This window comes from Clostridium sp. CM027 (assembly GCF_024730565.1).
Classification (GTDB): Bacteria; Bacillota; Clostridia; order Clostridiales; family Clostridiaceae; genus Clostridium_AD; species Clostridium_AD estertheticum_B.
In genome coordinates this window covers 437207-459835 of the sequence record NZ_CP077725.1, presented here as the reverse complement: position 1 = coordinate 459835, position 22629 = coordinate 437207, and the positions used below count along the sequence as shown (strand labels likewise).

The window sequence follows — 22629 nt, the reverse complement described above, 5'->3', positions numbered from 1 at the left end:
ATCATAATACATACCTACTTTCTTCAGATTTATTTACAACTATTCATGTCACCATGTACACACGCTACACATTTCTCATAATCCCACTTATGTTTTCTAAATCTACTGAATTGCAACATACAAATAGCAATGTGCTTTGCCATCTTTCGTATATTCACTTGGAACAGTGCTCTCAAAATCTGCTGTAAAGGTTCTATGTATATCGCCCGATTTATGCTCAGACCATACCTTTTCCCACGCCTTTCTCGTACAAACACTTATTTCTCCGTTTTCATCTTTTTCATCATATTTTTTATAAAAGCCTTTACTTACTTCTGCACCCATCTTTTGAAAAAAGTCCGCTGTTACAGCCATTATCGTTAGGTTCAAAACCTTTGTCCACTTTATTTTCCCTTGACATATTGTGCCCCCTTTTTATTTATAGTATAGATTCTATAGTAGTAACTAATTTATACACCTTCGACCTAACTCTATAGAAATTATAGCATATTATACATATTTCTACATTCCTATAATAGTAAATATTTTCATTTTTTAATACCGGATTATTCAATTTCCAAATTCAATAGTTATGTTGCCTTATATCTTATCTTCCTCAACATTTAGTATTCAAAAAGTAGCAGACCCTTAGAGCAACTTCTCTTAAAATATTCTATTTAACACAATATATTATTAGCCAAAAAACTAAATTGTCTAAGCCATTTCTATGTGGTGTAGTATAGATAATCCGACAAAACCAACGTTAAGGAATTATATGGATAAAAGAGACCATAAACGACCATTTTAGATACTCTCAAATAAAATAAAACTAGAGTGTTTTTTACTCTAGTTAGTTAACACTATAAAAAAAGTATGAATTAACTATAATTACGGATTATACTTATTAACTTTATTGTTGTTTCTTATTTTTGTTCGCTATTTTCGCATCTATTGCTGCTCCACTAGCAACCCCTATAGCAATACCAATAGCCAGATTATTAATTAATAATCCAAATACAACACCGAGACTAATCCCAATAGCAAGGTAAGACCCATTTTTAGAGTTCTTTTTGTTTTCATTGATGTTTTTTCTATCGTTACTCTTTTTTAAATCAGCCATAATGAACTCCTCCTCATAAAATATAAATTAACCTTACTTCGCATAACTCTACAAATTCGACGTATCGCCGTTATTCTTTTTCCCTACACTCATCAATTAAGTGTTCATTTTTCCAGCTTCACATTATTGCTCATAATCTTATAGTTCAACTGTGGTTCCCGTACTAAAATATTGCAACCGTTCTCCCAGTTTCTCTTTCAATACCTTATAAGCAGGATTACCAGTACAATGACCAGTATATATATGCTTTACATTCAAATCAAATAGTCGTTTTCCTAATGCTCTAACCTCTTCCGGTTTTCCACTCATAGACTTGGTGCCTATAATCCCCATTAAATGAAAACCACCGATTATAGCCAGAACTTCCTTTCCGTTGAACGTTTCCATTACCTCTTCAATAATGTTATCAACGCCCCCGTGACAGCAACTATTTAGAATAACTAAACCGTTCTCTACTTCAAACACCAAACTTTGTTCATGCTGAAAATCATCGGTAACAAATCCTTTTTCTGTTTTTCGATACATATGTGCTTTCTTCCCCCGTGCTGCTAGCCCAATCGTTTTATGAGAAATTAACCATACACCTTCATCAATTTCATAATCTCCATCTACAAAGACAAATCGGTCACTATATGTATCTAAAATGCCTCGTGGAATACCATTATATATTTTAATCAATCCTAGTTTGGCATAATACAGTTCCCTTGCTGCGCTTTGGAGATATACTTTTGCTTTACTGTTTTCAGAAAAAAATCCAACATATCCACCAGAGTGGTCATAATGACAATGTGATAACGCAGCAGTATCAATATTTTTTAAATCTATGCCTAGTTTATTGGCATTATTCTGGAACTTATTTGATGCACCAGTATCTAAAAGATACTGTTTTCCATTGTATTCGATATGAACAGCAAGTCCATGTTCCCCACTCAAATTACCAGTAGCTTTATTTTCAATAAGTGCCGTTAGTTTCATTACACACCTCCATATACACTTAATAAAGTAAACCCATATCATTAGGTATGGGTTTACTTGTGACTACTTAGAAGCATATTGCGACCTAATTCTGCCTATTATTTACAATTTCTATAGCTGCTTTACCTGTTATATGTTCGATTTTGATTTCAAGTAAACATACTCTATTCCATTCACTTTCAATTTCTCGCTGTCCTTCTTCAATATAGTCAGGTGAATACTTTTCAACTAAACTTTCAATGGCATATCTCCTCTCGTCATCTTCTGTAAGAATCCTTGCTCTACCAAAAACAGACACACTACGAAAATGGGTAGTAAAAGTTTTTTGTATTACTTCGTCTTTTTCTATGACACAAAATGTCACCTTATCATTCCTTTTTATGCTGTCAATCTTATGCCCTTCTTTTGCACCATGAAAAAAGAGTTTTCCGTCTTTATAAGCATAACTTACGGGAACGGTATATGGGTAATCATCATCGCCTGTTACACCTAAAACTCCAGATGTGCACTCTTGTAGAATTTCAATTGTTTCTTCTTTGGACAATAACTGCTTTTTTCTTCTCATTTCTCTGAACATAATTACACCCCTCTATAATTCTTTCATTATTATTAAGCCCTTGTTTTTATTACGTTTCCTCAATAAATATTATCATTAATTCATAAATTTTCATAGCACCGCAATATTTTATAAATTTATCATAAAATATATATTTAATCATATCATAATTATTAAAGCTAATAGACTGTATTTTGCTTGAACCTGATATTGAAATACTCCTATTAACCTCTTTTCAAATGTAATGACTAACAAAACTTATTAGAAATATAACCGTCCTATGATATATATCGACTTAAAAAATTAAAAAACAAGGTTATTTTAGAAATTGTATTGCTATATTTTTGTAAGATGTAACTGTGAAAGCAAAAACCCTACGTAAATGTATACGGGGTACGGCAACGATTCGTGCAAAAAACAGCCACAAGACAGCATTTTCGATGAACTATAAATCAAAAATGGAACTACTATTTTGTGGCTGTTATGACGTACTATAAGAAGAATATGACACATGGTTTAATAGAAATAATACTTATCTTCCATAGTGAATTAAATATTTTTTTCCTTAATGGCTTTCGATATTTTTTCTATCAACAATTTAAGTTCTCGTGATTGGTAGTGAGTATTTGCATTGCTAATAATATAATAGAATTTTTCTTGATATTACTTGATTTATAGTCGTTTTTTGTTCCTGTTGGTGTGAATAAGAGAAATGTTGGCTCTACCCCTTATAGCGTTCTTTTAACCTTTGAAGAATCATAGATATATTTGGTTCATAAGCTTTCAGAGTAGTATTAACTTCTTTCCATGAAAAAACTCCATGACTTATATTTATTCTATATCAATCCTGGAAGTTTACATAAACTTTGAAACAGACTCACTTGCAAATCTATAATAATCTCCAACTCCGCATTTGGCTTTATACTTTTATATTTATATAAATAACTTTGATTCACTCAATTTTCTACTATTGAATCGAGCTCATCAACTCAAAGAAATATTTTGCATCTTGAGTTTTATAAAGATTGTACCAAGAATCTAAGGTTTGTGGTGAAAACACCTCTAGAATTTTCAATATGTGCAAAGTAAATTCAAGAGGAGCTATTCCAGAGGCAGTAATCAAACTTCTATCAGTTACTGCGTATTCTTGCTTATAATATTTTTCTCCTGCATAGCTTGGACAGACCATTTTAAGATATCCCAGGTCATTGCTTGTATGGGCTCGCTTATTTAATACTCCTTCCATAGCAAGTCCTATTGTAGCACCACAAATTGCCCCTACAACAATACCTTTCTCTAAACATTCTTCAGCCATTCTTATAATGGGAGCATGAATTGCTTCTGTCCATGTATTCCCACCAGGTAGAATCAAAGCAACTGTCTCTTCAATACTACACTCCTTAAGTTCAATTTCTGGCAATATTTCTAGACCTCCCATTGTAGTAATAGGGTTCTTGTTAATTCCTACAGTTACTATTTTTAGAGGCATTAATCCCTTTTTGTAGTACCTTCCCGAATTGATTTCAGTACTTAAATAACCTATTTCCCAGTCTGCCATTGTATCAAATACATAAAGATATACTTTGTTTTTCATTTTCTATTCCTCCACTTTCATTTCATTAGTACTATTTATCACAGGATGGTTTCAAGCTCCATCTTAATCAATTATATATTATCTTTACTGACAAATTCAGTCAGTGGAGATAATAGTCCAGCAAATCTTTAAGAATTGATGCCATAGCAGCTTTAAAACTATTTGGTTCAAGCACCTTTATTGATTTACCATATGGAAGTAGAATATGAGGAACATAGGTATGGATTGAGTATTCATCCATTAAAAAATTCGCTCTGCATTCAGTTCGTTCTATCAGATGATATCCTAAAAACCAATGTGCACAAAGGTCATTCAATGCTTCTGACTTGCCCTCAATTACTAAAGTGCAAAGTCCTACTTTACTTTCTATATTCGATAATAAGCTTTCTGTAAAAAACTCACGTGCCGAAAAAGCTTCAGGACGCTTAAACGTATTTTTAGTGCTTATAATATTTATTATTCTATCTACCCTAAAGCTGCGAATTTCATTCCTAAGATGGCAAAATGCAATAGCGTACCATTTATTGTTCCAGTAAAGCATCCCATAGGGGTCAACAACCCTATGCTTGGGATGCCCTTCATAACCTGTACAGTATTCAATTTCCATAGAGCATTCATTTGCAACAGCTTGCTCGAGTTCCATTAATATAGGTTTGACAGCTGGATCGCAAATACGGCTCACTACTTCAAATCCAACTAAATGACGATTGAGAACTTTTTCTTGTTCTTGATTCGAAAACATCTTTAACTTTGATGTTGCACTATTTAATGATTCCATAAAAGGATATCCTGATTCCATTGCAAAAACAGCAGCATGCAAAAGTGATTTTTTCTCTTCAAGATCAAAAAACAGGGGTGCTCGGATAAAATTGTTAAGCAAACTATATCCGCCGTTATGACCAGGCTCCGATATTATTGGCACTCCACTAACGCACAGTGCATCCATATAACGATAAACTGATCGTATGTTTATTTCTAACCTTTCGGATATTTGCTTTGCAGTTATTTTTGTACCTGAATTCAGCATCCATAAAATTGCTAGCATATTGTCATTTTTTGGCATAACGCACCCCCTAATCTGGTTAACTATTAAATTTTATTGTTTAGGAATATAATATCATTAAATATTGTTTTTAAAAATTTATAACATTTTTTATTATTAAATCAACTGTGACGCATTTTTTAACAAGTTTGACATAACTCTTTAACTGAGAAATGTCTTCAGATATCGTTGATACCCAGTACACATATAAAGTGTTACACATTTTTTCGACTGCCCATTATTAGCCTAATGGGTATTTGAGTAATAAGAAATAATTTAATTACTTTACTGTAAAACTCTACAATTAGCATTTCTATTTTAAAAAAATCCAAATTTTTTCTTTTTATAGAATGGTTCAATATTATTTGCGTACTACTTCCAAACTCAGAATCATAGGGTACCAAGTCAATAAAAATACCTTTTAAGTGACTCATTGCAACATTACTTATTCCATCAAATATTTCTCTCCTATAACCCATAAAATCTACTACTAAATAACTCTGTTCACTTTCCTTTACCATTAGTTGCAAATAGGCTGCCTGTACATTTTTTTGCTTCTTCAAATATTCAATTAGATTATTACACCTTCAAAATGATCCATTTCATGTTGAACTATTTGTGCTGTAAACCCATTAAACACTTGCTTTTGCTTGTTAAAATTTCTATCAAGATACTCCACCTCTATCATTTCATATCTCTTCATTTTTCTAAAGCCAATTAAAGATAAACAACTTTCTTCTGTTTCATAAAGCTTTTCTTTTTTTAATATAACTGGATTTATCATAGGCACAATAAGGTTGTCTACAGTAAATACCAATATACGCTTTTTTGCTCCAATCATATTACCAGCCAATCCAACACAATGCTCTAAGTTTGCACTTAATGTATCTATTAAATCATCAATTACTACTATATCATTTTTAGTTGCCTCTTCTGATTTTTGTCCTAAAAACAATATATCTTTTACAATTGGTTTTATCATAATTTATACCTCTTTTTCAGTTATATTTTTTATAAAAAATAAGATATGATTTTAAAATATATCGTATAACCTAAGCATATTAAATAAATTTGCTTGACTATATCCTTTCCCATAATTAGCTATAAGTTCTTCACTTAATACACATCCTTAACTCAAAAAAATTATAACATAAACCAATGACACTTTTAATATCATTGGCTTATTTCTTAAGAACATAAGCACGAATGGTAATAGATCCAATCTTAGAGATATACCTTACTATCTTCTACTCTGTACCCGATAAATCGCATAGTTGTTCAGCGCAATTCTGGTTAGATCCTTGTGTTGAATCTGTTGAAGAAGGTGTGGTATTTTAAATATCCCTATGTTCCAAAGTTTTGATTTTCGATCCTCTAGGTAGAGCCCTCATAACCACCTTTTCCCATGGGGTTCCTATTACTTGGTCCATGACAGCTATTGCTCCACGGTCATCCTTAGTTCTAATTAATCTGCCACAACCTTGTTTTAACTTCAATCCCATTTCAGGGTAATCAACGGTTATAAGTGGATTCATCCCCTCTTCTTCTGCTTCTTTGCGCCTCATTTCAATCAAAGGGTCTAAGGAAGGAAAGGGAAGCTGCCAAACTACAACGAGAGATAAAGACTCCCCGGGCACATCAATTCCCTCCCAAAAAGTAGAACCTACTAATACAGATGTAACTTCCGCACGAAACTTTTGGACAAGATGTCCTCGCTCACCTTTATCCTCCCATAAAACTTCAAAAGGTAACTCATAGCCACTAATTTCATTTCTTATTTTCCTGACTTCCTTCAAAGAGTTAACAAGTATCAGCGCTCTTCCTCCATTTTCTTTCAGCAAACATAGTAATTGTTTGATTTTGCGTGAAAACTTGGCACTGGAAGTAGCCTCAAAGGATGGCTGATGTAAATAAACCACCACCTGTTCCTCAATATCAAAGGGACTTCCAACCGTTGATATTGCTGGATCTTTTAAGCCAAGAGTCCTCATAAGGTAACCAAAATCCCCCTTATCACTTAAAGTTCCTGAAGTAAACACCACAGGCAATTTTTTCAAAAATAAGTGTTTATCTAGCATATTGCTCAAATTCCGCGGAACTACCCAAAAGCTGCCGTCTGCCCTATCTACCCAAGTAATAACCTCTCTACCTTTATTCCTACCAAACCTAGCTAAGGCTGTAATTGATAGTTCTATTTGAATTTCAAAGGTATGTAACGTGCTTTCCGGTAGCGCGTCTATGTATAGCTCTTCCTCAATTTGTATATCTAAAAGCAACCGATCTAGTGCCTTATGAAAAGTATCAGCTGCTTTCAGAAGTATATCATCGGTGCGAACCCCCAGACGCTCTGATTGCTCATCATCTATTACGTTTTGATTAAGTTTTTCGAAAAAGTTAGAATTGGCCTGGTCCAAGGCAATTGCACTTACAACCAGTGAAGTTCTTGCTCCCTGGATTTCCTCTATCGAAAGGATAATATTATCAATATCCTCTTTATGAATTTGTCTTCCAGCACCCATGGCTGCCGGCAGTATGACTTTATGCCCTTCATCAAAAATCACCAGCGAGTAATCTGGAAGCATAGGCATTTTACCGTCTGCAATTCTTTCATCCCTTGTCCAGAGGTCCTGAAAAAAGATATTATGATCAGCGATAATTAAATCCTTGGAAGATCTGTAATGTTCCCTTACCTTAACAAGCTTACAAAAGCCTCTTCTGGGACAGGCATCACAGGGCATAGTCTCATCCCATCCAATCTGTCTCCATACACTATCGGATATATGCGGCATTTCTGAGCGTTCACCTTTTGTAGTCCTGGCTAACCATTGATTAATCTCATCAGAGGCTGTCGCATCGCCAAACATTCCCCCTATTCCACTAACTCTCTCATCACAAACATACTGACGAGGATCCTTTGCCATTGGCGCATCTATTTCTAATCCCAGTATTCGGGAAAGTGTTTGAATATCTCCCTTTGGCCCTGCCAGCTGTTCCTGAAGTGCTGTTGAGGCACATGCAATTACTACAGGTTTTCCGCTAAAACCAGCGTAGGCAATTGCAGTGAGTAAGTAGGCGAATGTCTTTCCGGTACCGACCTCAGCCTCAGCCAGATGAACTTTTTTATTACAAACTGCATCAGCAAGCTGAAAAGCAGTATATATTTGCTCATCACGTATCTCATATCCGTGTTCCGGAAGAATATCGTAAAAAACATCGCCAATCCAATCCATCAACTTACTTGGAAACTCTTTTTTTGTTTTATAATCAAAGGTGGGTCCTATTTTCTTATACAAAATTTTATCCTGGTTAATTAAATCTGAACATAATTATACATTTGACTTAATTAACCAGTTCACCTCCTTATTTTTAATATTATATCCACCGTATACATTTTGGTCTCGATAATAGTTTCAAGCTTTTTAGACCATATCTTTTTAATATCTCACCATTTGTTCGTGTCATGTTAAATTGATTTTTACTTGGGTATAATGCTGTAATATATCCAATATACTCGGTTCCATTTTTCTTGGTATACTTTACATAATCTCTATGCTTAAATCCTTTTACAATTAGCTCTGCGTCACCCTTAGATTTTTTACGTAAAGGTGATATTTGCCAGTCTTTGATATCAATATTATTTTTTTTGATATCTACGTTACATATAACTAAAGCATCATTTGAGTGTGTTTTTTCTATATCCCAATCATTTCTATGGTTTGCAGTATCGCCACCCGTAGTTAAATATAATGGGGCTATTTTTTTAAGTTCAGTCTGTAAGTTTTTTTTACCTTGCATAACATGCAATGCATCACTAAGATTTAATTTTCTACCTTTTATTATAGCTAAATATTGATCTATTAACTCGATTTCTCTGCCAAAGGTTTTTGTGTGACAGGACTTGCATAATGTTACAACATTATGTATGCTGTCGGCTCCTTTAGCACGTCTTGGTTTAATGTGGTGTTCTTGTAAATTTTCTTTAGAACCACAATCAACACAAGTAAAGTTATCTCTCATGAGTGCCGCTATCCTAATGTTATTATCCAGTCTATTAGATTTTTGATATTGCCATTTGTATAGACTTCTACCTTCAGTTAGAACTCGTATGTCTATTAACACATTTTCTAAATATATCGAATCTATCTTAATCCATTTGGTTATTTTGTTTACAACTCGTAAAATGGATTGTTTCTTTTGCATTATCGTTGGAGCAAGTCTACCTTTTCTTTTAGATGATTGCCTATTATTAAATCTCTTTTCTCTATACCTTTTATGATATCTATGATATGTCCTATACCCTTTTCTTATAGCCATTTTTTTAGAAACGTCATCTCTAAGTTCTATAGTCCCCTTGAAAATTGGTTTTACTTTGTTATTACAATCTTGAATTATTCCTAGCCCAACATGTTTACTCCCATCGTCAATTCCAAGATAGGTTTTAGTTTTATTATTGTTATTCTCCTTAACTATTTTAAACAATTGTATTACCATCGGAAATTTATTAAGCATTTTGGCTTTTTTATTTCTAATAAGGTAATAAGCTTTATTTTTGTTGCATGGGCTTAGTCTGTTGCCAGCTAAGTCCAGTACAAATGAATATTCGACCATTTCTAGTCAACCTCCTTACGGGAAATTTTTCTTCTTGCCAATGTAAAATGATGGTGCACTGAATTTCGGTGTGTCTAATCGTAATTAAGCCGTAGCAAAACCTTCGATTATTTCCCTCCTCATTATCGTAGAGCATCAGACTGAAGTACATCTAAAGGTACGTCTTTAACCTGTCATTTCACGTAGTTCATCGTGCTACGATCTTTTCAGATGCTACACTCACTTAAGCTTGAAAGCAACGTTCACTGCATGAACAACTAAATATGTTCACTTTTGTTTAAAATTGTTTAGATTTTTTTAAGCAGTTTAGTAGCTCCTGTTAACCTATGGAATACCATAGAAAATATTATGCGAAAATTTACTGTCAGTTATGTACATGCACATAGTTTTTCTTTATATACTAAACATAAACACCCTTACATTCTAAACTTTTTCAATAAGTATTATAACATTAACAATGGAGAAAAAATTACATCTTTTAATGATTCTAATTTATATCACATAAAATCTAGTCACTTTCCTGGATATATACTTACTTTCACCTCAAAGTCGATCCTAATACCAGATAGTAAATTTAATCGCACCATAATTACATTCATTATTTGACTTTACTGTTATAATATTCTTAGAAGCTAAATATTTTATAAATTATAATTTTAGGGGGTATTTTTTATGAATAAACCAGTAATATCGGAACATTTTAAGAAAAGGATGCCATCAGCCGTAAGAATTGGACAAATGAAATTTAATGAGCGTAAAGCTAAACCTGAGTTGGTCAACGTAGCGATTGGAAACGTTTCCCTACCAACAAATCCTGCTATGCAGAAAAGAATGTTTGCATTGGATTCACCTGAAAGCCCATTTGCAAAGGGTACTGTAAGATATTCAGGTACTGCCGGTGTAGCCGAGGCTCAGGATGCATTTAAAAACATTCTCAATTGCCAAGGGTTTGATACTAGCAAATTATTTGTTCAGGTAACCGATGGTGGATCCACTGGTATTGAGATGTTATTACTTGGTGTTTGCGGAGCTTCCGGCACTGATGATAAACCTCTTATGATGATTGACCCAGCCTATACAAATTATATTTCTTTTGCAGAAAGAATTGGCCGTAAAACTGTTACAGTAAAGCGTCATTTAGACGATGATGGCAAGTTCAGCCTTCCAGAACTAGACAAAATTGAAGAATCTATTAAAAAGAATAATCCCGGAGCACTTCTTGTAATCCCTTACGACAATCCTACAGGGCAGCTCTACGACTATGCAACTCTTAAAGAACTTGCTAAAATATGCGTAAAATATAATATGTGGATGATTAGCGATGAAGCTTATCGTGAACTATATTATGTCAACAGTGACCTCATAAGTATCTGGGGAATCACTGATGCAGATGTACCTGGCATAGAGGGCAGAAGAATAAGTCTCGATACCGCATCAAAGATATGGAGTGCCTGTGGTTTAAGAATAGGGGCTTTAATCACTGATAATGAAGAGTTCCATACTCAATCAGTAGCTGAATATACTGCTAACCTTTGCGCCAATGTAATAGGTCAGTATATCTTCGGAGCACTAGCTCATGAAAGCAAAGAACAGCTTGATGAATGGTGTATAGGACTCCGTGAGTATTACAAAAAACTCTTGTTTAAATTCTATAGTTGTATGAAGAAACTGGACCCAGGTCTTATTGTTTCTAGCCCTGATGCAGCTATATACTCAGTAGTTGACGTTAGAAATGTTGTAAAACCAGGATTTGATTCAATCGAATTTGTTATGTATTGTGCCCAAGAAGGCTCAGTGGATTTCCACGGAGTGGAAACAACTCTTCTGGTAGCACCTATGAAAGGTTTCTATGACATTAAACCAGGCGAATCTAATCCAGGAAGCACTCAGATGCGTATCGCATTCGTAGAAACTCCAGAAAACATGGCAAAAGTTCCTGAGTTATTCGTTAAGCTTCTAAGAAAATATGAGGGTATACGTTAATCATACTTAAATTATACACCAAAAGAAAAAAGAGCCATCTCGCAATAGAAATTACTTTCTATTTTGAGATGGCCCTTTTTATCTATTTTCCTTATATCAGTTTTAAATAGATAATTCCCCTATTTTCATAGCACTTTCCAAGCTTTTAGCAGATGCTATAAACCCTGCTTTGTGACAAAAAATAGCATCATCTATTTTAAGTATAGAATTTATTTCCTCACTTGATTTTCCTCTAATCGATTCTAATAAATCTTTTCTTGCTTCAAAAGTATCAACGGCTTTCTTTACAGTTTGAATCTTATACTCTGCATTATTATCATTTGGAGAAATAACAAACAATATTTCATTATTTATATCTATTTTAAGTAACTGTTTAAGCCAAGGGCAACCGGTTTTTAAAACCATTATTTCGTTAGTCTTTCTATTTTGAAAGGCTTCATCTACTATTACCCTTGCTTTTATAACAGAAACTTGTCTGCTTATTATTCTTTTTATAACCTCAGTAGCATACCGGACGGCTTCTTCGAATGCCTCCTCTTTTGAATCATCAGAATCCCATGCAGGATTAAAACTTTGGATTATATCACTTATTGTAGTTACATTAATTTCTGATTTTATATCTATTCCATTATCTGTAGCATCAATACCCTGAACTAAATTTTTATCAACACAATCAAAAATGGATCTTATGTCCTCTTCATCAAATTCAGAATTAAACTTTTGTATTACTCTTGACCCAAACTCTCTCCAAACCAAACCACAAGCAGCATATGGAACATCGTTTTCTCTTATTTCTTTGTCTAATTGGTGATGGTCGAACTCTCCAAAGCCTATGTCATATACAAAATCTAAAGTTCTAAGTATATTCTCATCTCTTGTTCTTGTTACCTTTATATCCCCTAGTAGTAGACTAAGTATAGCTGTAGCCATAACATCGTCTGCATGAAATTTTCCATTATGTGTTCCTAAAGTTTTAATATTCTTTTCATTAATCATTATTTACCTCTTTTATATTTATTATAATTTACTCATATCCGCAATATATTCTACAATTTCATCATCACTGCTAAAATCATCTTTATTAATCCAAGTTACTCTTGGATCTTTTCTAAACCAGGTAAGCTGCCTTTTAGCATAATTCCTACTTCCTTGTTTAATCATTTCTATAGCTTCATTTAAAGATATTTCACCATTTAAATAGTATAGCACTTCTTTATATCCTATACCCTTCATTGACTGCATATCTGAATTGTAGCCCATATCTTTTAATTTTATAACTTCATCTATTAAATTATTTTCAAACATTATATCTACGCGTTGGTTAATTCTATTATACAATTTTTGTCTATCCATGTTTAGTACAAAATAATGTACATTATAAGGAATATCCAAAATATTTTGCTCTGATTTAAACTCACTCATGGGTTTACCACTTACTTTGTACACTTCTAAAGCTCTAATAACCCTTTTTAAATCATTAGGATATAGTTTATTGTAAGATTCCTCATCAATATCTTTAAGTAAGCTATGTACATATTCGTTTCCTTTTTCATCTGAAAGTTTTGTAAGATACTCTCTATACTCTTCATCTTTGTTGGTACGCGCAAAGCTATAGTTGTATATTAACGAATTTATGTAAAACCCAGTTCCACCAACTAGCATTGGGAGTTTATTTTTATTACTTATATCTTCAATAGCACTTTCAGCTCTTTCTTTAAACTCAGACACACTAAACTCTTCACTAGGCTCTATTATATCTATTAGATGATGAGGAACTCCCCTCATCTCCTCGAATGAAATCTTAGCAGAACCAACATCCATACATTTGTATATTTGCATTGAATCTGCTGATATGATCTCTCCCTTTAGCTTTTGCGCAAGTTTTATAGAGATTTCTGTTTTACCTACAGCTGTAGGGCCTGCTAAAATAAATAAATCTTTCATGTTTCCACCTTTTTTCTATTGTATTCTTTTAAATCTTTTTTCAAGTTCATTAAGTGTAACTTTTATTATTGTAGGTCTTCCATGGGGACAAGTAAAAGGTTCATCAATATATCTTAAATCATCAATTAATTTGTTCATTTCAAGCTCCGTTAGCTGATTATTTGCTTTTACAGCTGCTTTACATGCCATAGATGCTATACGATTATATTTAACTTCTACAGTTTTACCACTGCCCATGTTTTTTAAATTATCTAATATTTCATTAAAGAGATTTTTAATATCCGGTTTACCAAGTATTATTGGAACTTCCCTAATACTTATTGTGTTTTCACCAAATTCAATAATGTCAAAACCAGAATTTTTAAACACTGCTTCATTTTCAATATAATAAGTGTAATCATCTTGATTAAGCTCTATTACTATTGACGTAAGTAAAATTTGGGATAGCACCTCGGAATTTGTAATTTCTTTTTTATATTTTTCAAATAATACTTTTTCATGAGCTGCATGTTGGTCAATTAGGTAAAGCTCATTATATACCTCACCTAAAATATAGGTTTTATTGAATTGTCCTATAATTCGAAGCTCTGGAAACTTTGAAATTTTAGAAACTTCATTTGGTGATGTGATTTCACCCGTCTCATAATTAATTATATTACTATCTTTAACATTCTCACTTACCCGCGCGATTTGTAACTCATTAGTAGCTTCACTACCATAATTACTTGTAACTTTTAGATCACTCACATTTGTATAAGATGATTCTTTAAAATTATCCGTTTCATTGTTTAATGTTTTATAATTAAAATCTATTGGGATTTGAACACTCTTTTCTAGTTCTTCCCTATCCTTTTCATCTATTACCGTCCTGTTAAAATCATAAATTTCTTTTCTTAAGGTGTTTTCTTCAATTTCTTTCTCACTGCTATTTGCTTTATCGCCTTCTGGTATATCAAAATTGCCTCTTAAACTATCAGCAATTGCTGTATGCACTGCGTCAAAAACAATTTTAAATACAGCTTTATCCTCCTGAAATTTAATTTCAGTTTTTTGTGGATGAACATTTATATCTATATACTCAGGGAAAATATCTAAAAATATAACAAAGAAAGGAAATTTATGAACAGTCAAAAAAGATTTAAATGCATTTTCGACGGCCGCTGTAATTAGACCACTTTTAATATACCTTTTATTAACAAAAATACTTTGTCTATTTCGGCTTCCACGACTTATCTGTGCATTACCGATATATCCATGAACAGACATTATATCGTTATACCTTTCAAAACTAGTAATATTATCTACAACTTCTTTACCATATATATATCTAATAGTATCACAAAGATTTGTAGAACTATATGTAGACAAAACCTTTTTACTATTGTTTAGTAGTTTAAAAGAAATCTCATTGTTAGCTAATGCAAGCCTGCCTATAATATCTGATATTAAAGCCGATTCTCTTTGAGGCGTTTTTAAAAATTTTTGCCTTGCAGGAACATTAAAAAACAGATCCTTAACTTCTATTGTTGTACCAACATTACATCCTACTTCTTTAACGTAGAGTATATCTCCTGATGACTGAGATATCTCTTTGCCAAATGAGGATTCTTCAGTTCTACTATTTAATGTAGTACGGGATACAGACGCAATACTCGGTAATGCCTCTCCTCTAAACCCTAACGTATGTATTTTATAAATATCTTCAACATATTTTATTTTACTAGTAGCATGAGGCAAAAAAGCCTTTTCTATATCATCTATATGTATTCCAGTGCCATCGTCAGTTATCTTTATGGTTTTTTGACCACCATCAACGATTTCTATGCTAATATTTTTAGCACCAGCATCTATACTGTTTTCCACGAGCTCCTTGACTACAGACGACGGCCGCTCTACAACCTCACCTGCAGCAATTTTATTGGAAGTTTCAACTTCTAACATATTAATTCTCATGACAACTCACATCCTTAGCTATTTTTATAGCCCCCGCCTATCACTATAGCAACTTAGCCCTATTAACTAGATCGTATAGCTTATTAAACCCATCCATAGGTGTTAGATTAAGGATATTTATATTTTTAATTTCCTTTAACATATTATCCTTTTCTATGTCTGTAAAATTAATTTGAGTAATTTCATCGTTTTCTATCTTCGGTACATAAGTTACAGCCGCTTCTTTCGCCACAATATTTTCAATATCTTTTTTATTATTAGCTTTATTAGGTCGTTTAATTTCCGAAAATTCATTGCTTCTTAAGTCAATTTCCGTAGTATTGTTAAGATTCTCTAGTGACGCTAGAATTTCATTTGCCCTATTTATTACATCCTCTGGTAGACCTGCAAGCTTTGCAACCTCTATTCCATAGGATTCATCAGCTCCACCGGGAACAATTTTCCGAAGGAATACAATTTCATTTTCAATCTTTTTTACAGCTACAGAATAATTTTTAACACCCTTAATCATACCTTCAAGTTTTGTTAACTCGTGATAATGGGTAGCAAACAAAGTTTTACTCCTTAAATTAGAATTCTTACAAATATACTCAATTACTGACCAGGCAATACTTAGTCCATCATAAGTACTAGTACCACGTCCTACCTCATCAAGTAAAACTAAACTTTTATTGGTTGCATTTTCTAATATATTGGATACTTCCCACATCTCAACCATAAAGGTACTTTTACCCGCAGCAAGATCGTCTGAAGCTCCTATTCTCGTAAATATCTTATCACATATGGATATATCTGCATCTATGCAGGGAACAAAACTTCCTATTTGAGCCATAATAGTTATTAATGCGACTTGACGCATATAGGTGGATTTACCCGCCATATTGGGTCCAGTTATTAGTAGTAATTGATTATCCACAGCATCCATGCATGTATCATTTTCAATGAAAGTATTTGTAGGCATCATTTTTTCAACTACAGGATGTCTCCCACCTTTTATATTAAAAATACCCTTAGTATTTATTTTAGGTTTGGTATAATTATTTTCAAGGGCAATTGTAGCTAGGGCACTTAAACAATCAATTTCTGATATTAACTTTGCAGTATTTTTCATTCTTTCTATGTGTTTTTCAATTTCTTCTCGAATACCTGTAAATACCTCATATTCGATATTGACTAATTTTTCTTGTGCTCCTAAAATTTTCTCTTCCATTTCCTTAAGTTCAGGAGTAATGTATCTCTCCGCGTTAGACAAGGTTTGTTTTCTTATGTACCTTCCCTCCGGAATTGACCCAATATTTAATTTGGTTACTTCAATAAAATAACCAAACACTCTGTTATACCCTACTTTTAATGACTTTATTCCAGTTATTCTTTTTTCATCATTTTCTAATGTAGCAATCCATTCTTTGCCATGGGCCTTAGCTTGCCTTAGCTCATCTATTTCACTATTAAAGCCTTCCTTAATAATATTTCCCTCTTTAATAGAAATAGATGGATTTACAATAATAGAATTATCTAAAGTATTGTATATATCTTGCAAATCATCTAAGTTTAAATATATTTTTTTCGTTAATTTACTATTAAGTCCTGCTAAAATGGATTTAACCCTTGGTATTTTCCCTATAGAATTTTTAAGAGAAATCAATTCTTTTGCATTAACATTCTTTGAAGAAATTTTCCCTACAAGTCTTTCTATATCATAAATATCCACGAGCACATCTTTTAAATCTTCGTGGAAGGTAGTATTACCTTTTAGTTCTTCTACGGCCTCTAATCTTTCATCTATTAAGCTCTTGCTTATTAAAGGTTGATCTAACCATTTACGGAGCCTTCTAGCTCCCATGGCAGTATTAGTTCTATCTAATACCCAAAGCAAAGAGCCCTTCTTTGTCTTATCTCTTAAAGTTTCCGTGAGTTCTAAGTTTCTCCTAGAATTTGCATCTAAACTTACATAATCTAAAATATCATAATATTCTATAGTATCTATGTGAGAAAGTGATTTTTTTTGTGTATCCATAATATAACTAAGCAATCCTGAAATGCTGCTAATTAAAGTTTGTGTGAATGTATTCTCACAAAAGTTATGAAACTGATTTGTAATTAAACTTTCGTCTTTCAGGGTAAAATACTCATTTGGGTAAGACGAATACAAAACATTAAATCTTTCTTTTATAGCGCGCAGTATCTCCTCAGATATATCCTCTGACACAATAATTTCTTTTGGGTTAAACTTTGAAATTTCATCTAATATAGTAACAATGTTAAATTTAGTATCTGTGCAAGTAAATTCACCAGTTGATACATCACAAAAACACACTCCACAGAAGTTAATTTTTCTGTCAATGTAAATGCTCATAATATAGTTATTTTTAGTTTCTTCTAAAAAACCGGAATCAGTGTAAGTTCCCGGCGTAATTATTTTAATAATATCTCTTTTAACTATGCCCTTTGTAAGTGCTGGATCTTCCACTTGCTCACATATGGCAACCTTATATCCTTTTGCAATTAGCCTTCCTACATAGGTGTTAGCAGCATGGTACGGTATTCCGCACATAGGTGCTCTTTTCTCAAGGCCACAGTCCCGTCCTGTTAGGACTAATTCTAATTCTTTTGATGCAACCTGCGCATCGTCAAAAAACATTTCATAAAAGTCACCTAATCTAAAAAACAATATACAGTCCTTGCACTTTTCTTTTATTTCAAAATATTGTATCATCATTGGAGTTAATGCCATTGTCATACCACCTTGCTTTCATCTGTAAGTAAATAATAATTGTTAATTTTTATATAAGGGACATTCAAGTAAATAACAAGTCAGTATCCTAGTGACTTGTTATTTACTTTCATGCCCCTAATGTGCATTTATTCTCATGCACCTTATATTTCTTCACCTAAAAGTGAAAAAGAGTGTGCCTCAGTTATTTGAACTGATACGAGCTCTCCAATAGCTTTATCGTTTCCCTCGAAGTTCACTAATTTCCCATTTCTAGTTCTTCCACTTAATTTATTTTTATCATTTTTGCTATACCCTTCTACCAATACTTCTACTATTTTACCTACACATTCTTTGTTTCTTTCTGCACAATTTCTGTTAACAACTTCAATTAATCTATTAAATCTTTCATGCTTAACATCATCTGGCACTTGGTCTAGCATTTCATCAGCTGGAGTTCCTTTTCTTTTAGAATAAAGGTACGTAAATGCTAAATTAAATTTCACCTCTTCCATAAGGCTTAGAGTCTCTGCAAAATCTTCATCTGTTTCTCCAGGAAATCCAACGATAATATCTGTACTTATTCCTACATTAGGTATTGTGGTTCTAATATCTTTAACCAAATCCAAATATTCCTGCCTATCGTAATGTCTATTCATTTTATTTAGAAGATTAGATGAACCTGATTGTACTGGTAAATGAACATGTTCACAAATCTTATCCCCCGCAGCAATCACTTGCATTACTTCATTTGATAAATCCTTTGGATGAGATGTCATAAATCTTAATCTCTCTAAATTTTCAATATTGTTAATTCTTCTAAGTAACTGTGCAAAATTTATTTCAGGAGTTAATCCCTTACCGTAGGAGTTAACGTTTTGACCAAGTAAGGTTATCTCTTTGTACCCTTGTGCAACCATAGCTGTTATTTCATTAATAATTTCTTCAGGCTTTCGACTTCGCTCGCGTCCTCTTACATAAGGCACTATACAATAAGTGCAAAAATTGTTGCAACCATACATAATTGTAACAAAACCTTTTAGATTATTTCCCCTATCTATTTTAATTCCCTCTATAATATTTTCTTCTTTATCCCAAATTTCAACGATAGATGATTCTCCGCCTTGTATTCTCTTTAAGTACTCTGGGAATTTATGAGCATTGTGTGTCCCGATAATAATGTCTACAAATGGAAACTTAGTAATTATATGTTTCGCCATGCCGTCTTGTTGCATCATACATCCAATAATCGCAATTATAAGCTTTGGATTATTTTTTTTCATTGTTTTTAAAGCACCTATATTTCCATCAACCTTTTGCTCTGCGTTCTCTCTAACACAACAAGTGTTGAATATAATTATATCAGCAGTTCCCTTATCCAAAGTTCTTTTATATCCCACAGGTATTAGCATACCAGATAATTTTTCAGAGTCCTCCTCATTCATTTGGCATCCCCATGTTTCTATGTAATAATTAAGTGTTTTATTCATTAGTGCATTCTCCTTTATAAAAAAAAGTATTAATACATACCATTATATATAATATGAAAGCTTTTTTAAAGTCATTTTTAATAATTGATTATATAATTAATCTATTCTAAATATATATACGAATCAGATTATACTCTTACTGGTTGATTTTCTATTTTAATATAGAAAAAATTACATATTATGATTCTTTAATTAGCACTTATATTTGCTTTTGATTTCTAGATTAAATTTCTGTTTTTAGGATAACCTACCTAAAAGGAGTGATTTTATATGTATGATGCAAAAAAAGAAGAGACTATAAAAGATACGAGTTTACAATACAATTGCATAGGTGATAGAAGTTATTATTGTATGTGTAACCATAGTAATATGCTAAATATAAAAGCATCCTATGTTCCTGTTGAAATTGTACTAAACCAGTATAACGACATTTCAGAAGGAATATCCACCACTTCCATTAGTGAGAATTCCTTATTATAACAAAAATAAAAATGCTTTCTGATATTGAGGATAAAATATAAAAAGAGATAGAATCCTCTATCACTTTTTATATGCATTCTTAAGCTTTGGTTTTTTTCCAAGTATAAACTTCCTTTTTAATATTAAAACCTAATGAAATATATAATTTTAAAGCGAAAACATTATTAGAATCCACCTTAAGTGAGACTTTAGAAAAATCATTATCCATAGCTATATTAAGCAAATGCCTTAAAAGCACTTTCCCATATCCTTCTTTTCTGTATTTCTCTACTATTCCGAAATTTACTATGATTGCTGCCTTATCTTCAACTATAATTTGACCATATCCAACGGGTATATTATCTAGTTTAATAAATATTGCGCCCTCATTAAAATAATATTCCTGTGCTTCATCATAATAGATATCTTCTACATTTATCGGAATTCTATCATCATTTTTAAATATTTCATTTTGTAATAAACAACGTTCTTTTTCATTTTTGCCCTTTTTTACTATAGAAAAAGTAATATTACTAGGAACAAGGGCATTAAAATATTCTTTACACTCTAGTTCTAGTTCCATAACTCCCTTTAATCTAGTAAACCCTAGCTTATTTAAAATATCTATGTTTATTCCATTATCTTCACATTCATAAGTTATCAAACTATTACTTACCAGTGAACTAATTAAAATTTTATAGCAGTAGACTAAATTATTATCCTCTATTACATTTATTGAATTAATGGAACTATGATATTTAGTATGTTTTTCAAACCATATATAACCTATATAATTATTTTCTTCTAATAATAAGTTTACAGTTTTTCTTAAAAACAATTTTTGAATAATGTTACTATTATCATACTGTTCAAAGAAATCTTTATTCGATAAACTAAAGTTAGTATTAATTTTACTAATTTTTCTAAAACTTTCAATATTTTTCAAAGTTAGACTTATTAATTTATACATTTAACTTTACTCCACTAATATTTATTTTTAAATAAATTTGATTATTTATAAAATTTTAATACATTTATAATTATAAATCTATTATTAATAGTTTTACAATGAATTTTTATAATTTATGAATATTCTTCTAAAAAATTTAAATATTCATTAAAAAATTTCTCTTGAGCTTCATTGTGACATGTTATCTTATTAAGTTTATTCAAATATTTAGTCTCAGACCATTTTTTTTGTTTCATATATCTTTTCTTCGCTAACTTCCAAAACTTATGAGGGAATATTATTAAGGCAAGCATTATCTCTAAATCTTCTTTGCTTAATTTATTAGTAGAATTATATGCTTCAATCAGAACTTTAGCAAAATTAAAATTCCACCCATAAGCTTTTTCGAACATCAATCTCCGAAGAAGCTTTCCTAAATCACTTATTTGTAAATCACTCATAATACTATCAAGGTTAATTATGAAGTACTCTCCATCCTTTTTAATTATGTTGTGATAACGAAAGTTATTATGACATATTATTTTCTTATCATTTGCTATTTTTGATGATTTATAATACTGTGACTTATTTAGAATATTAACGGAAGACATACCTCTATTATAAAAGTTATCAATATTTTCTAGAAAATGAATATCAAATTCATTTTTTATCCTTTTGTTAGTAATTATTCTTTCGAATCTTTTAAAATCATTTAAATCGTTAGTGAAAATTTTCGGCCAATCCTTTAAATTGTTTGGTATATGGATTTTATTATGGTCAATTTTATTTGATACGTTATGAAATTGTGCTAAGAGTTTTGTACAACTCACAGCTTCATCAATATCAGTTAAATCACATTCACAGCCTTCTAACCATTCTGTTAAGTAATATATATTTTTTTTATAGCTTACGGAAAAAGCTCCGTCTTTTGTTCTAAAATATTTAGGTGTATTGGTAAAGTTATTAAGTAGTAGTTCTTCTGTTAAAATACAACCATTTTTAACCTTACTTCTTCCATGCCTCATTTTCTTTAAACAGAAATCACCATTATCTGTTGTAATCTTATATGCACTTCTAACTTTTTCAGCAGTTATTAACTCTAATTTATACTTCCTAACTACATTTATTAATATTTGCATCTTTTTATTAGTAATTATATTTAAGTGCTCAATTGTTCTTGCATTACCTTTCAATTTTCTCTCTCCCATAATAGTGCTATTAAATTATATTAGCTAATTTAATTTAGTATTCAATAATTCGTAAA

At 31.9% G+C, this 22629-nt stretch carries 18 protein-coding genes and 1 pseudogene; 2 read left to right on the top strand and 17 right to left on the bottom strand.

What is annotated here, in order from left to right; all coding sequences use genetic code 11:
* Nucleotides 1-102 precede the first annotated feature (102 nt).
* The 10 genes and pseudogenes from KTC92_RS02210 to iscB form a co-directional block, all read right to left on the bottom strand.
* Nucleotides 103-366 (bottom strand): annotated as a pseudogene (locus KTC92_RS02210) (AraC family transcriptional regulator); the annotation flags it as partial.
* Nucleotides 367-889: 523 nt separating this feature from the next.
* The gene (locus KTC92_RS02205) at nucleotides 890-1099 is read right to left on the bottom strand and encodes a hypothetical protein (RefSeq protein ID WP_220285861.1); all 210 of its coding nucleotides are present in this window, start codon (nucleotides 1097-1099) and stop codon (nucleotides 890-892) included.
* A gap of 138 nt (nucleotides 1100-1237) precedes the next feature.
* Complete coding sequence (locus KTC92_RS02200; protein ID WP_220285862.1) at nucleotides 1238-2074, bottom strand: MBL fold metallo-hydrolase; 837 nt, start codon at nucleotides 2072-2074, stop codon at nucleotides 1238-1240.
* Between the two features lie 85 nt (nucleotides 2075-2159).
* On the bottom strand, nucleotides 2160-2651 hold the full coding sequence (locus KTC92_RS02195) for a pyridoxamine 5'-phosphate oxidase family protein (RefSeq protein ID WP_220285863.1): 492 nt from the start codon (nucleotides 2649-2651) through the stop codon (nucleotides 2160-2162).
* A 946-nt stretch (nucleotides 2652-3597) separates the two neighbouring features.
* Nucleotides 3598-4224 carry a type 1 glutamine amidotransferase family protein gene (locus tag KTC92_RS02190; RefSeq protein WP_164946729.1) on the bottom strand — a complete coding sequence of 209 codons (627 nt, stop codon included), beginning with the start codon at nucleotides 4222-4224 and terminating at the stop codon, nucleotides 3598-3600.
* A 100-nt stretch (nucleotides 4225-4324) separates the two neighbouring features.
* Nucleotides 4325-5287, bottom strand: coding sequence for a YafY family protein (locus tag KTC92_RS02185; RefSeq protein WP_220285864.1), 963 nt, complete (start codon nucleotides 5285-5287; stop codon nucleotides 4325-4327).
* Nucleotides 5288-5481: 194 nt separating this feature from the next.
* A complete protein-coding gene (locus KTC92_RS02180; protein ID WP_220285865.1) occupies nucleotides 5482-5829 on the bottom strand; it encodes an enhanced serine sensitivity protein SseB C-terminal domain-containing protein in 348 nt (115 codons plus the stop codon).
* 8 nt (nucleotides 5830-5837) lie between these two features.
* A complete protein-coding gene (locus KTC92_RS02175; protein WP_220285866.1) occupies nucleotides 5838-6248 on the bottom strand; it encodes a peptide deformylase in 411 nt (136 codons plus the stop codon).
* Nucleotides 6249-6600: 352 nt separating this feature from the next.
* Nucleotides 6601-8559: an ATP-dependent DNA helicase gene (locus KTC92_RS02170; RefSeq protein ID WP_258280659.1), complete on the bottom strand. Its 1959-nt coding sequence runs from the start codon at nucleotides 8557-8559 to the stop codon at nucleotides 6601-6603.
* A 79-nt stretch (nucleotides 8560-8638) separates the two neighbouring features.
* Entirely contained in the window at nucleotides 8639-9874 is a 1236-nt protein-coding gene (iscB, locus tag KTC92_RS02165) for an RNA-guided endonuclease IscB (protein ID WP_220285867.1), read from the bottom strand.
* 771 nt (nucleotides 9875-10645) lie between these two features.
* Here iscB and KTC92_RS02160 point away from each other — a divergent pair.
* Nucleotides 10646-11857, top strand: a complete 1212-nt coding sequence (locus KTC92_RS02160; RefSeq protein WP_258280658.1) for a pyridoxal phosphate-dependent aminotransferase — start codon at nucleotides 10646-10648, stop codon at nucleotides 11855-11857.
* Between the two features lie 102 nt (nucleotides 11858-11959).
* On the opposite strand, the gene KTC92_RS02155 is transcribed toward KTC92_RS02160, so the two are convergent.
* The 5 genes from KTC92_RS02155 to miaB form a co-directional block, all read right to left on the bottom strand.
* Nucleotides 11960-12853: an MYG1 family protein gene (locus tag KTC92_RS02155; protein WP_216303037.1), complete on the bottom strand. Its 894-nt coding sequence runs from the start codon at nucleotides 12851-12853 to the stop codon at nucleotides 11960-11962.
* A gap of 21 nt (nucleotides 12854-12874) precedes the next feature.
* Complete coding sequence (gene miaA, locus KTC92_RS02150; RefSeq protein ID WP_220285869.1) at nucleotides 12875-13801, bottom strand: tRNA (adenosine(37)-N6)-dimethylallyltransferase MiaA; 927 nt, start codon at nucleotides 13799-13801, stop codon at nucleotides 12875-12877.
* A 15-nt stretch (nucleotides 13802-13816) separates the two neighbouring features.
* Nucleotides 13817-15754 (bottom strand): DNA mismatch repair endonuclease MutL, encoded by a 1938-nt coding sequence (gene mutL, locus KTC92_RS02145; protein WP_220285870.1) that lies wholly within the window; start codon nucleotides 15752-15754, stop codon nucleotides 13817-13819.
* A 43-nt stretch (nucleotides 15755-15797) separates the two neighbouring features.
* Nucleotides 15798-18488, bottom strand: a complete 2691-nt coding sequence (gene mutS / locus KTC92_RS02140; RefSeq protein WP_220285871.1) for a DNA mismatch repair protein MutS — start codon at nucleotides 18486-18488, stop codon at nucleotides 15798-15800.
* A 143-nt stretch (nucleotides 18489-18631) separates the two neighbouring features.
* The gene (gene miaB / locus KTC92_RS02135) at nucleotides 18632-19957 is read right to left on the bottom strand and encodes a tRNA (N6-isopentenyl adenosine(37)-C2)-methylthiotransferase MiaB (protein WP_216303041.1); all 1326 of its coding nucleotides are present in this window, start codon (nucleotides 19955-19957) and stop codon (nucleotides 18632-18634) included.
* Between the two features lie 270 nt (nucleotides 19958-20227).
* Between miaB and KTC92_RS02130 the strand changes: the two genes are divergently transcribed.
* Entirely contained in the window at nucleotides 20228-20437 is a 210-nt protein-coding gene (locus KTC92_RS02130; protein WP_216303042.1) for a hypothetical protein, read from the top strand.
* Between the two features lie 79 nt (nucleotides 20438-20516).
* On the opposite strand, the gene KTC92_RS02125 is transcribed toward KTC92_RS02130, so the two are convergent.
* Both KTC92_RS02125 and KTC92_RS02120 read right to left on the bottom strand, forming a co-directional pair.
* Nucleotides 20517-21386, bottom strand: a complete 870-nt coding sequence (locus KTC92_RS02125; RefSeq protein ID WP_220285872.1) for a GNAT family N-acetyltransferase — start codon at nucleotides 21384-21386, stop codon at nucleotides 20517-20519.
* Nucleotides 21387-21499: 113 nt separating this feature from the next.
* Entirely contained in the window at nucleotides 21500-22558 is a 1059-nt protein-coding gene (locus KTC92_RS02120; protein WP_258280657.1) for a CotS family spore coat protein, read from the bottom strand.
* Nucleotides 22559-22629 lie beyond the last annotated feature (71 nt).

What these genes read in the sequence shown, in the direction of transcription:
- KTC92_RS02205 (WP_220285861.1), bottom strand. Translation starts at nt 1,099, where the DNA reads ATGGCTGATTTAAAAAAGAGTAACGATAGAAAAAACATCAATGAAAAC.
- KTC92_RS02200 (WP_220285862.1), bottom strand. Translation starts at nt 2,074, where the DNA reads ATGAAACTAACGGCACTTATTGAAAATAAAGCTACTGGTAATTTGAGT.
- KTC92_RS02195 (WP_220285863.1), bottom strand. Translation starts at nt 2,651, where the DNA reads ATGTTCAGAGAAATGAGAAGAAAAAAGCAGTTATTGTCCAAAGAAGAA.
- KTC92_RS02190 (WP_164946729.1), bottom strand. Translation starts at nt 4,224, where the DNA reads ATGAAAAACAAAGTATATCTTTATGTATTTGATACAATGGCAGACTGG.
- KTC92_RS02185 (WP_220285864.1), bottom strand. Translation starts at nt 5,287, where the DNA reads ATGCCAAAAAATGACAATATGCTAGCAATTTTATGGATGCTGAATTCA.
- KTC92_RS02175 (WP_220285866.1), bottom strand. Translation starts at nt 6,248, where the DNA reads ATGATAAAACCAATTGTAAAAGATATATTGTTTTTAGGACAAAAATCA.
- iscB (WP_220285867.1), bottom strand. Translation starts at nt 9,874, where the DNA reads ATGGTCGAATATTCATTTGTACTGGACTTAGCTGGCAACAGACTAAGC.
- KTC92_RS02155 (WP_216303037.1), bottom strand. Translation starts at nt 12,853, where the DNA reads ATGATTAATGAAAAGAATATTAAAACTTTAGGAACACATAATGGAAAA.
- miaA (WP_220285869.1), bottom strand. Translation starts at nt 13,801, where the DNA reads ATGAAAGATTTATTTATTTTAGCAGGCCCTACAGCTGTAGGTAAAACA.
- mutL (WP_220285870.1), bottom strand. Translation starts at nt 15,754, where the DNA reads ATGAGAATTAATATGTTAGAAGTTGAAACTTCCAATAAAATTGCTGCA.
- mutS (WP_220285871.1), bottom strand. Translation starts at nt 18,488, where the DNA reads ATGGCATTAACTCCAATGATGATACAATATTTTGAAATAAAAGAAAAG.
- miaB (WP_216303041.1), bottom strand. Translation starts at nt 19,957, where the DNA reads ATGAATAAAACACTTAATTATTACATAGAAACATGGGGATGCCAAATG.
- KTC92_RS02130 (WP_216303042.1), top strand. Translation starts at nt 20,228, where the DNA reads ATGTATGATGCAAAAAAAGAAGAGACTATAAAAGATACGAGTTTACAA.
- KTC92_RS02125 (WP_220285872.1), bottom strand. Translation starts at nt 21,386, where the DNA reads ATGTATAAATTAATAAGTCTAACTTTGAAAAATATTGAAAGTTTTAGA.